Source organism: Haloarcula sp. CBA1122, assembly GCF_009741785.1.
In the GTDB taxonomy this organism is placed as follows: domain Archaea; phylum Halobacteriota; class Halobacteria; order Halobacteriales; family Haloarculaceae; genus Haloarcula; species Haloarcula hispanica.
The window spans coordinates 143,156-153,867 of the sequence record NZ_WPCB01000002.1 but is presented as its reverse complement, the minus strand read 5'-3'; the positions used below and the strand labels follow the sequence as shown (position 1 = coordinate 153,867).

The 10,712-nt window shown below is 63.6% G+C and carries 14 protein-coding genes; 5 read left to right on the top strand and 9 right to left on the bottom strand.

Annotation, left to right across the window (positions count from 1 at the left end):
* Positions 1-160: 160 nt before the first annotated feature.
* From GJ630_RS01700 to GJ630_RS19410, 6 genes are all read right to left on the bottom strand, one after another.
* Positions 161-985 (bottom strand): nucleoside phosphorylase, encoded by an 825-nt coding sequence (locus tag GJ630_RS01700; RefSeq protein WP_014040070.1) that lies wholly within the window; start codon positions 983-985, stop codon positions 161-163.
* The gene (gene cdd / locus GJ630_RS01695; protein ID WP_004593122.1) at positions 982-1,368 is read right to left on the bottom strand and encodes a cytidine deaminase; all 387 of its coding nucleotides are present in this window, start codon (positions 1,366-1,368) and stop codon (positions 982-984) included. Before cdd ends, GJ630_RS01700 begins: the two co-directional genes overlap by 4 nt.
* Before the next feature lie 71 nt (positions 1,369-1,439).
* On the bottom strand, positions 1,440-2,807 hold the full coding sequence (locus GJ630_RS01690; RefSeq protein ID WP_191449285.1) for a phosphopentomutase/phosphoglucosamine mutase: 1,368 nt from the start codon (positions 2,805-2,807) through the stop codon (positions 1,440-1,442).
* Between the two features lie 44 nt (positions 2,808-2,851).
* Positions 2,852-3,652, bottom strand: a complete 801-nt coding sequence (locus GJ630_RS01685) for an FkbM family methyltransferase (RefSeq protein WP_050037852.1) — start codon at positions 3,650-3,652, stop codon at positions 2,852-2,854.
* Between the two features lie 201 nt (positions 3,653-3,853).
* Positions 3,854-4,576 carry an archaeal proteasome endopeptidase complex subunit beta gene (psmB, locus tag GJ630_RS01680; RefSeq protein WP_191449284.1) on the bottom strand — a complete coding sequence of 241 codons (723 nt, stop codon included), beginning with the start codon at positions 4,574-4,576 and terminating at the stop codon, positions 3,854-3,856.
* A gap of 93 nt (positions 4,577-4,669) precedes the next feature.
* Positions 4,670-4,840, bottom strand: a complete 171-nt coding sequence (locus GJ630_RS19410) for a hypothetical protein (protein WP_004593118.1) — start codon at positions 4,838-4,840, stop codon at positions 4,670-4,672.
* A 273-nt stretch (positions 4,841-5,113) separates the two neighbouring features.
* Between GJ630_RS19410 and GJ630_RS01675 the strand changes: the two genes are divergently transcribed.
* The 3 genes from GJ630_RS01675 (at position 5,114) to GJ630_RS01665 (ending at position 6,365) form a co-directional block, all read left to right on the top strand.
* Entirely contained in the window at positions 5,114-5,485 is a 372-nt protein-coding gene (locus GJ630_RS01675; RefSeq protein ID WP_004515717.1) for a DUF555 domain-containing protein, read from the top strand.
* A 71-nt stretch (positions 5,486-5,556) separates the two neighbouring features.
* Entirely contained in the window at positions 5,557-6,099 is a 543-nt protein-coding gene (locus GJ630_RS01670) for a CBS domain-containing protein (RefSeq protein WP_004515718.1), read from the top strand.
* Positions 6,100-6,185: 86 nt separating this feature from the next.
* The gene (locus GJ630_RS01665; RefSeq protein WP_014040074.1) at positions 6,186-6,365 is read left to right on the top strand and encodes a hypothetical protein; all 180 of its coding nucleotides are present in this window, start codon (positions 6,186-6,188) and stop codon (positions 6,363-6,365) included.
* A 27-nt stretch (positions 6,366-6,392) separates the two neighbouring features.
* Here the strand turns inward: GJ630_RS01665 and purM are convergent, their stop codons facing one another.
* From purM to GJ630_RS01650, 3 genes are read right to left on the bottom strand one after another with little or no spacing between them, the layout of a single operon-like run.
* Positions 6,393-7,409, bottom strand: a complete 1,017-nt coding sequence (gene purM, locus GJ630_RS01660) for a phosphoribosylformylglycinamidine cyclo-ligase (RefSeq protein ID WP_064287906.1) — start codon at positions 7,407-7,409, stop codon at positions 6,393-6,395.
* 60 nt (positions 7,410-7,469) lie between these two features.
* Positions 7,470-8,144, bottom strand: a complete 675-nt coding sequence (locus GJ630_RS01655; RefSeq protein ID WP_014040076.1) for a site-2 protease family protein — start codon at positions 8,142-8,144, stop codon at positions 7,470-7,472.
* On the bottom strand, positions 8,144-9,673 hold the full coding sequence (locus GJ630_RS01650) for a TraB/GumN family protein (protein WP_050007622.1): 1,530 nt from the start codon (positions 9,671-9,673) through the stop codon (positions 8,144-8,146). Before GJ630_RS01650 ends, GJ630_RS01655 begins: the two co-directional genes overlap by 1 nt.
* A gap of 247 nt (positions 9,674-9,920) precedes the next feature.
* Here GJ630_RS01650 and GJ630_RS01645 point away from each other — a divergent pair, with 247 nt between their 5' ends.
* Complete coding sequence (locus GJ630_RS01645) at positions 9,921-10,196, top strand: PadR family transcriptional regulator (protein WP_004515723.1); 276 nt, start codon at positions 9,921-9,923, stop codon at positions 10,194-10,196.
* 57 nt (positions 10,197-10,253) lie between these two features.
* On the top strand, positions 10,254-10,697 hold the full coding sequence (locus GJ630_RS01640) for an acyl-CoA thioesterase (RefSeq protein ID WP_008309716.1): 444 nt from the start codon (positions 10,254-10,256) through the stop codon (positions 10,695-10,697).
* Positions 10,698-10,712: the final 15 nt, after the last annotated feature.

Genomic DNA, 10,712 nt, shown 5'->3' with positions numbered 1-10,712 from the left:
ACGACCGTCTCGCTCCCGCTGGTCGCGAGAAGTGAAACCGCGCGCCGATGGCGCGCGGTATGCTGTTTCTACCGCGTTGCGACTGCACAGCGCCCGCCGCCGCTACCGCTCTGCTACTGCAACAGCACCTGCTGGCGGCTAGCAGCGGTTAGAAATCGGACTAGCGGTCGATAGAGAGGCCGGCGTGCCACCCGTCGGCGTCGGCCTCCTCGACGGCCGCGTCCATCTCGGCGAGATAGGAGACGGCGAGGCTGGCGCATTTCGCTGCCTTGCGCTCGCCTTCGGTTCGGAACTCGCCGGTGACGCGGTTGGCGTACACCGTACAGACAGCGCCGGCCCGCAGGCCGTACAGGTTCGCGAGCGTGAGAATCGTCGCGGCCTCCATCTCGAAGTTGAGGACGCCGGCCTCTTGAAGCGCCGCGATGCGTTCGTCGCTGCCGCTGGCCTCGAAGTCCTCGAACCCCGGGCGTGACTGCCCGGCGTAGAAACTATCCGTCGAGCAGGTGACGCCGAGGTGGTAGTCGTAGCCGAGTTCCTCGGCGGCGGCGACGAGTGCCGAAACGATCCGATGGTCGGCGCTGGCGGGATAGTCCTCGCGGACGTACTCCTTGCTGGTCCCCTCCTGCCGTACTGCGCCAGTCGTGATGACGAGGTCGCCGATACTGGCTTCCTCCTGAATTGCGCCACAGGATCCAACCCGAATAAAGGAGTCAGCGCCGACGCGGGCCAGTTCTTCGAGCGCGATTGCGGCCGACGGGCCGCCGATACCCGTCGAGGTCACAGAGATGGGCGTGCCGTCGTGAGTGCCCGTTGCCGTGCGGTACTCGCGGTGCTCGGCGACGATGTCGTGGTCGTCCCAGTAGTCGACGACCTTTTCGACGCGCTCCGGGTTCCCCGGCAGCAGGACGCTGTCGGCCACGTCGGCCTCGCTCACTTCCAGATGGTACTGTACGTCGTCGTTCGGGTCTTCACTATCGCTTGTCATTTGTCGAGATGGTCGCTGGTGATTGTTGTCGGCAGGAGCTCCCCGAGCTCGTACACCGTCGGCTCGTCGCCGTCGGTGATGATCTCGAACGACTCGTCACAGAACTCGCTGAACGTCTGTCGGCACATCCCACAGGGAGTGACGCCGTCGCGCTTGCCAGAGGTGACGGCGACGCGTTCGAATGACTGGTGGCCGTCGCTGACAGCCGCGCCGATGGCTACTTCTTCGGCGTGCAGGCTGTTGCTGTAGTTGGCGTTCTCGATGTTACAGCCGGTGTAGACGCTGCCGTCGCTCGTTTCGAGCGCCGCACCGACGGTGTACTCAGAGTACGGTGCGTACGCCTCATCGATGGCGTCTCTCGCTGCGTCGAGGAGGTCCTCCATGCACTGGGCGTCGAAGGGCCGTGTAGAAATTCTATCGGTCTCGGAAGCGGGCGGGCGTGCCTGCTTCGGGTTCAGGCGTCGGCTGCACTGACAGCGTCAACAGCGTCACGGACCGCCTGTGTGGTTTCCGAGACCAGCGCGTCGATGTCGTCGCTCTCGGCGTAGACGCGGACGTACGGCTCGGTGCCGCTCGGGCGAACGAGGGTCCACGACCCGTCGTCGAAGGAGAGCCGGACGCCGTACTCCGTGGAGACGTCGGCCTCGGGGAACGTCTCGGGGAGGCTAGATTCGAGTCGGGCCATCGTCTCGGCCTTGGCGTCGTCAGGGCACTCGACGCTGACCTTCTCGTAGGGCCGCTCGGAGATGACGGCCCGCCTGTCGGCGACGCTCTCCTCGGCGAACAGGCGCGTCAGCACGGCCGCGCTGGCGACGCCGTCGATCCAGCCGCCGAAGGCGGTGTGAATGTGCTTCCAGGGTTCGGCGGCGAAGACGACTTCGGTTTCGTCGGTCGCATTCGCACGAACGTCGGCGATGCCGACGTGGAGCGAACCGAGGTGGATGCGCTCGACGCGGCCGCCGGCGGCCTCGACACGCTCGTCGATACGCCCGGAGGCGTTGGGCGTCGTCACGACCACCGGGTCCGAAACGTCAGCGGCACGCGTATAGTGCTCGGCGAGCATCGCGAGTATCGTGTCCTCGTGGATGACATCGCCGTCGGCGTCGACGACGACGATTCGGTCGGCGTCGCCGTCGTGGCCGAACCCGAAGTCAGCGTCGGATTCGGCGACGAACTCGCGGAAGTCGGCCAGCGTCTCCGGCGTCGGCTTGCTCTCGCGGCCAGGGAAGGTACCGTCGACGTTCGCCTCCGTCGCCAGCACGTCGGCACCCAGTTCCCGGAGGACCTGCGGCGTCGCCACGCTGGCCATGCCGTTCCCGCAGTCGACGGCGACTGTCAGCCCCGACGGGTCGCCGCCGAGCGACTCGGCGTAGTCGGCGACAGCACCTCGGTACTCGTCGAGGTAGTCGACCGATTCTGTGTCGCCCCAGTCGCGCCAGGCAGTCGGCGTCGAACCGTCCTCGATTCGCCCTTCGATGCGCGTTTCGTCGTCGTCGCCGTACTCGGTGCCGTCGGCGAACACCTTGATGCCGTTGTCCGTCGGCGGGTTGTGGCTCGCGGTAATCATCACGCCGTGGCGGCCCTGTGAGGCATACGCCAGTGCCGGCGTCGGCACGCGGCCGACTCTGACGACTCGCGCGCCGGCGCTTTGCAGTCCCGCGGCCATCGCATCAGCGAGCGCTGGCGAGGTCACACGACCGTCGTACCCCAGCACGAACGTCTCGCCGTCCTGCCCAGTCGCCTGTCCAACTCGCAGTGCAAGGTCCGGCGTCACCTTCGATACGACATCACCGCGGATGCCCGCGGTCCCGAACAGTTCCATACCGGCGATGCGGAAGCCGACCGTATAATTCTCTCGTTCGGACCTCACTTCTTCCCGATGAGGAATGTGTCGCCCTTGCCGTCGCGGACGACCCGTTCAGTCACAGCAAAGCCATGTCCCTCCAGCTGGCTCCGGATACCAGCCACGGAGTGGCCGCTGGCCTGAAGCCGGTCTTCGTGGACCTCACAGTAGACGAGGCGACACGACGGCTGGTTGAGTGTCGCCGAGAGACCATTGAGCACAGCGCCCTCCGTCCCTTCGACGTCGACTTTGATGGCAGTCGGTGCCGGCAGTTGGTTGTCGGCGATGAACTCGTCGCCGTGTCGCTTGCTAATTGTGATTGTCCCGTGCTCTTTGGCTGTCGTCACCAGCGAGTGCCCGGCTGAACCGACTTTTTCGAGCGTAATGGAGAGTTCGGCCTTACCGTCTTCATCAACCAGCGCGTGTTCGAACAGGGAGATATCGGCGCGGTTGTGCTGCATGTTCTGTCGCAAACGCTCGGCGTTGTCGGGATGTGGTTCGAACGCGATGACCGGGTTGTCGGTCACCTGCGATGCCAGACAGGCGTACAGGCCGATATTGGCCCCGATATCGTAGAACACGTCGTCGGGCCGGAGTTCCCCCAGTAGATCGGCGAGTACCGGCCGTTCGTCTATTTTCCAGAGGTCAGTAAACTCGTTGTAGGTTGGTATCAGAAACTCTGTGCTGACATCACCGACCGTGACCGCGTACGTGTCCCCGGCGAGGCGGTAAGAGAGAGACCGATAGCTGCCGTAAGCGTAATCGAGAGGTTTCCGGAATCCGAAACGAGACGCCATCTGAACGACGATATCGGAAGACATCATTGGAGAACACAATTCAGGCATGTTACGTATGCCTGTCGAATCAAGGTCGCTTGATTCGAGATATGCACACGCTCTTTTCAGACGGCGGTACCTCGGGCCACAGTTGCCCGTACCAGGGGTTCGAGCGCGCTCTTACGGAAGCCAGTCTCGGCATAAAAAACGGGTCCGATATCCGGGAAACAGCCCGTGTAACGCTTGTCGCTACAGCAGTTCGTCGAAGTCGTAGCCGTTGATGTCGACACCCTCGCTCGTGACATCAGCCAGGAAGATGCCGTTGCCGGACCCGGTGTCACGCTCGGCGGCGGCGTTAATCGAGGCGGCAGCGACTTCCTTGGCCTCTTCGTTGGTCATGTCTTCCTCGTAGCGGTCTTCGAGGGTCCCGTACGCGACGGTGAGCCCGGAGCCGGTGACGGTGTAGTCGTCCTTCATGACGCCGCCGGCCGGGTCGATGGAGTAGACGTGGTGGCCGTCGTCGTCGACGCCACCGAGGATAGGGTTGATGGCGAAGAAGGGGCCGCCCCGGGCGAAGTTGCCGGCCAGCGTCGAGAGGGCCTTCATGCTGATGTCCTCGCCGCGTCGTGCTTCGTAGAGGTTGACCTCGGCGCGAAGCGTCCGGATGAACGACTGTGCGCCGCCGACGCTCCCGACGAGGGTCAGCGCCGCCGTGGGGTGAATCTGCTCGACCTTCTGGACGTTCTTGTTCGAGACGAAGCGACCACCGAGCGAGGCGCGCATGTCAGTCGCGATGACGACGCCCTCGGACGTGCTGATGCCGATGGTGGTCGTCCCGGTCTTGTTCACCTTCTCCGAATCCTGTGCGGACTGTTCGGGGAGCTCGCCGACTTCGGGCGCGTACGGGTCGCTCTGGAACTCGTCAGCAGCCTGGGGTCCAGAAAGCTCCGACCCCGGAGTCATATCTCGCATTACTGTGCGATACTAGTCGGGCGCTGATAAAACCTCTTTTCCTAGTGGGGCCTGACCGCCACCGTCCGGCCAGGCGGCTATCGGCTGCCCGCGTTACGCGCTCGCCTGGTCGTAGGCCTCGTTGAGTCCCGACACGGCCCGGTCCATCGGCAGTCGGAGACCGAACTGCTCCGTGAGCATCGCCACCGGCAGCAGCATGATGCCCAGCAGCAGGGTGAGTTGATACAGTGCGAACAGCGTTGCGGTGTACAGTCGAGCTACCATCTTCCTCGGTCGTTCCAGAGTGAGTCTGGTATATAAGTCTTGTCGCCGGATTTCAGTTGCGGACTATCGATTGTGAAGAACTACTGGCCCGCTGTCTTGCGGTTTGCTGAAATGCCTGAGAAAACGGACGACTACCCGAACGACTCCCCGATCAGACATAATGGGAACGTGAGTCAGAGGGCTGGTTCACATAAGTTATAGAGATAGTAATGGTGACGTGCGCAACAGAAGCGAATCAAAACTATCGAATAGTCGGGCCACGAGAGCTAGTGTATGAACTACCTCGTGGCGATGGAAGCAGCCTGGCTGGTTCGTGACGTAGACGACATCGACGACGCTATCGGTGTCGCAGTGAGTGAAGCGGGGAAGCGGCTCAACGAGGCCGAGATGGACTACGTCGAGGTCGAGGTCGGCGCGACCGGCTGCCCGGCCTGTGGCGAACCGTTCGACTCGGCGTTTATCGCGGCCGACACGGCGCTTGTCGGACTGGTGCTCGAAATGGACGTGTTCAACGCCGAATCCCCCGAACACGCCCAGCGGATCGCCAAGAGCGAGATCGGTGGCGCACTCCGGGACGTCCCGCTGAAAGTCGTCGAGGTCTTCGAGACCGAAGCCGACGAGGACGAAGCCGAAGCCGAAGCATAATCGGCGCTCCACTTGATTCGCCCGCCGCAGTAGCCGTGGGCTTTTTATATTACCTCTGGTAATTAGCGGATATGGACTTACCGACGCCACAGGACCTGCGGGAGCGCCGCAACGAACTCGGGCTAACTCAGAGCGAACTGGCGGAACGGGCTGACGTCTCTCAGCCCCTTATCGCTCGTATCGAAGGTGGCGACGTGGACCCGCGGCTGTCGACACTCCGGCGGATTGTGACCGCCCTCGAAGAGGCCGAAGGCGGTATCATCAAGGCCCGCGACCTGATGAACTCTCCCGTTGTTGGCGTCGCACCCGACGATTCCGTCCACCAGACGAAGGACCTGATGGACGAGAAAGGGTACTCGCAAGTCCCCGTCATCCGTGACGGGGCACCGCAGGGACTCATCGGGAACTCCGACATCCGCCAGCGGCCCGAAGAGAACGTCGGCGACCTTCCGGTGGCTGAAGTGATGAACGAATCTATCGCGACCGTCGAGCCCGACGCACCCATCGACGAAGTCGATGCTTACCTGAACCACAATGCCGCCGTGATGGTCGTCGAAGGCGGGGAAACTATCGGTGTCATAACCGAAGCGGACATCGCGCGTACGGTCAGCTAACTCCGATTCTCAGATGCGCGAACCGCGATAGTGACTCCGTAATGCCCGTAGGAGGGGCTTAAAACCGAAAACGGTGTCAGGGGTATATGTCTATTCTCACCAATGAGAGACGTATCGACATGCCCAATCCCAGCGACCCACTGTATGCCGAACTCGAAAAGGCCCTCGAGAACGCTGAAAGCGAAGCGGCCAGATACCACATCCGGCAGGCACTCCAGATACGGATCGCGGAGGAGACCGCCGGCAAAGACATCTTGTCCGCCTGATCGGTTTCTGTCAGCTCTTCGAACCGCTCAGTCGGTGAGTTCGAGCCCGTGAATCGCGACCGCCTCGTCTCCGTCAGCTACCGTCCCAATCACGCGAGCGTCCTCGCTTTTCTCGACGATCTCGTCGGCGTCAGCTTCGGGGACTGCGGCGACGAACCCAGTACCCATATTGAACGTCCGGTGCATCTCTTCGTCGGTTACCTCGCCTTCCGCCTGAACGAACTCGAAGACGGGCTGGGCCTCGAAGGGGTCCGTGATCTCGTACCGGTGACTCCCCATCCGCGTGAGGTTCGTCCAGCCGCCGCCAGTGACGTGGGCGGCCGCGTGCGTCTCGTTGGCTCGGAGCGGCTCCAGTACCTCACTGTAAATCCGTGTCGGCGTCAACAGTTCCTCGGCGATGGTTCTGTCGGGGTTCGGCGGGAACGGGTCGGTGTACTCGTGGTCCTGCGTGACCGCCTCGCGTGCGAGCGTGAGGCCGTTGGAGTGGATGCCGGAGGACGGCCAGCCGACGATGGCGTCGCCGGGTTCGGCCTCGCCGGGGAAGACGGCGTCTTTCGGTGCCAGTCCGGCGCAGGTGCCGGCGATGTCCAGCCCCTTGATGACGTCCGGCATCACGGCAGTTTCGCCGCCCACGAGCGCCACGCCGGCCCGCTCGGCCCCCGTCCGGAGCCCCGCGCCGATGTCCTCGCTCGTCTCCTCGTCCGGCGTCTCGACTGCGAGGTAGTCGACGAACGCCACCGGCTCGACGCCGGTCGCGATGAGGTCGTTGGCGTTCATCGCGATGCAGTCGATACCGATAGTCGAGTAGTCGTCGACGGCCTCGGCGACGAGGAGCTTGGTGCCGACCCCGTCCGTCGCGAGCGCGAGGTACTGGTCGCCGATGTCGACGAGCCCCGCGTAGTCGCCCTCGAACTCGCCGGCCGCGCCGATAAGCGCCTTCGTTGCCGCCTCGCTGGCGTCGATATCCACGCCCGTCTCCGCGTAGGTCAGCCCATCCGCGTCTTCCTCGTCCGTGTCGTCGGTCTCGGGTTCACCGTCGGTCATACCCGAGAGCGTGCGTGGCGCGGGCAAAAGAGCGTCGTTCCGGCGGAGCGTTGCGCCCGCTCAGAGAACGAACAGCGCGCCGACTCCGAGCAGAATCGACGGAACCGCCACGGCGAGAAACACCGGTGTGCTCCATTCCCGGACCGTTCGGCCGTCGAGCGGACCGAACGGCAGCATGTTGAAGCCGGCGAGCAGGAGATTGATCTGCAGGCCCATCCGCGCGACCTCCCAGAGGAAGCCGCCCGTACTCGACAGGAGCGCCGCGACGAACGGCACGAGGAACACGACGGCGAGCGCGAGGTTCGTTACCGGTCCGGCGACGGCGATGAGGCCGTGTTGCTTCGCCGTGAGACGGCCACGATGAACGACCGCGCCCGGCGCGGCGAACAGGAAGCCGACGAGGCCGCCCAGGACTGCGAACCCGAGCATCCGGTAGTCGGCCTTGAACGCGGCGATCTGACCGAAGCGGACGGCGACGACCTTGTGGGCCAGTTCGTGCAACAGGAAGCCGACGCCGACGGTCAGCAGGCTGACGGCGAACGTGCTGGCGATTTCGGCCGTCGACAGCCCGCCGAACTGGCCGAAGACGATGCGGCGGAACTCCCGTTCGAGGAAGAACGTAAACGCCAGTCCGAGCGCGAGCCAGGCGACGAGGAGGTCCCGGAGTTCGCGCTGGCTGAAACTGAGGCCGCCGACGGTCCGGCCTCCAGCGGTTCGCTGTCGGCGACCCGCCATCAGAGGACCCCCACGAGAATCTGCGTCCCTTCGCGGACGCCCTGCCAGAGCAGGCGCGAGACGCCCTGCATCCCGCCGATGTCCGACGAGATATACGGGATCAACACCGGGAAGACGACGTATGAGGCGATTGCGCTGCCGACGTTCGTCAGCGCGACGACGAGGATCAGCCGGAACAGCGGCACGTCGCGCATCTGGCTGACGAGGTCCATTACCGGCGACTCCTGGTCGTTGAGTATCTCGTTGAGCGTCGCGATATCGCTGATGTTGACGGAGATGTATCGCAGTTCGACGTAGCCCGCGAACCAGCCGGCGGCAAGCAGCGGAAACAGGCTCGTCAGCCAGCCGAACGCGCCGGCGGCGGCCGCACTCGACCAGTGTGCGCCGGCCACCTTCGCCAGTCCGCCGGCCAGTACGGCGTTGACGGCGACCAGCGCGACGAACAGCTCTAGCAGCACCGCCTGGCTCGCGCCACCGAGGATGAGCAGGCCGAAGAAGACGAGGAAGACGACGCCGAAGCCGTAGCCGACGAGCTTGTACAGTGAAAAGCGACGACCGCCTTCGGTTCCAGTGAGCGACTCCATCGGTGGGAGCGTCTCCGGGTCGTCGAGATAGCCCTGAATCCCCTCGCGGTGGCCGGCTCCGACAACGGCGAGGACGTGATAACCGGCCTCACGGAGGGCGATGAGCCGATGGGCGATGAACGCGTCGCGTTCGTCGATGAGCGCCTCCGCGCCGCCGGGGGAGAACTGACGGAACTCCTCCATCATCGCGCTGACGACATCAGTGTCGGTCAGTTTCTCCATGTCGAACTCCTCGACGTCGGCCTCACCGCGGAACCGGACCAACAGGGCGGCGATGGGAATCCCGATGCCGGCCGCGACGACACAGATGAGCAACAGCGTGTCGAGCAGGCCCTCGGCCGTCCCGCCAAGACCACCCGGCAAAACCGAAAGGGCACCGCTCGGAACGATGAACGGGCCACCGAAGGCCCCGGCGACGACCGCAAACAGCCCGCCGAAGACGGCACCGATGGTCAGCCCGACGGTCAACGGCGGCCCCATCTCGGCTGCGAGGCTGCCGACGAGCTTGAGTTTCTCGACGGCCGTCAGCCGCGCCCAGAACCGCTGGACGGTCGTCTGAATGTCTCGGTCGACGAGTGCGACGCCCAGACCGAGCCGTTCGGCGGTGTCGATACCCGCCTTCATGTCCGCACCCGGCTCGATGTCGAACCGGTCGCCCAGTCTGGTCTGGATGTACGACAGCATCCAGTACGCGAGGAACTGAAAGACGGTGTTCCCGCGAAGAAGATCGCTCGCATCGAGATCGTCAGGCGTTTCACCCTTGATCTGGCGATACCGGCCCTCGTCGAGTTCGACGGCGACGATATCGGGCTCGGATTCTTCGATCGCTGATTCCACTTCCTTGACGCTGTGCTCGGAGACGTGGGCGGTTCCGACGACATCGACGCGTCCCGCTCCTGACGGGTCCGGGAACTCGTCTGCCGCCGACTCCGCGTGTTCGGTCATCACCCGCGTTACACATTCGTTTCCTTTACCCTTGTCGGGTCCGGGTGACTGCCGAGAAACGGCGGTCGAAATCATGTTTGCGGCATTGTATGTTCCCGTTACGCGGCGAAGCTATTACCGACTCTCGTGTTAATACAGCCACAGATGCCGTGGTAACTACTGGACGGTGTCGGGGTTTGTAAATACGCAATAGATTTGCCGATTCAAAAGACTGATATGTACAGGGTCAAACTGTATCGGATATACGATGTATGACCTGACTGGATTCCAGCGGGACCTGCTGTACGTCATTGCAGGCCTTGACGAGCCCCACGGGTTAGCGATCAAGGAAGAACTCGAAAACTACTACGAGAGCGAAGTCAACCACGGCCGACTGTATCCGAACCTTGACACGCTCGTCGAAAAGGCGCTTATCGAGAAGGGCGAACGCGACCGCCGAACGAACTTTTACACGCTGACCAAGCGCGGCCAGCGCGAACTCGACGCCCGGAAAGAGTGGGAAGCGCAGTACGTTTCGGCATAGCCACGTTTTCGACGCCCGTCCGACAGACTCAACCCAGGTGCTGGCCAACCTCGCGCCATGCCGACGGTACTGGAAACCTATATCGAGAACCGCTGGATGGTTCAGCCCAACCACTCGAACCACCTGGGTTCGACTCACGGAGGGAACGTACTGAAGTGGATGGACGAACTCGGGGCGATGTCGGCGATGCGCTTTGCCGGCGAGACCTGCGTCACCGCGCGGATGGACCAGGTGAACTTCAAACGGCCGATACCTGTCGGTGACACAGCTCTCATTGAAGCGTTCGTCTACGACACGGGCGAAACGAGTGTCAAAGTTCGACTTCGAGTCGCCCGAGAGAACCTCAGAACCGGCGAGACTGAGTCGACAGCGGAGTCGTACTCGGTGTACGTCGCGGTCGACGAGGACAGGAACCCGGTTCCCGTTCCCGACGTGACGGCCGAGACTGACCGCGGGGAACGACTGCGACAGCGCGCCCTCGACGGGGAAGCGAACCGCTGATACTGTCTGCTGTAC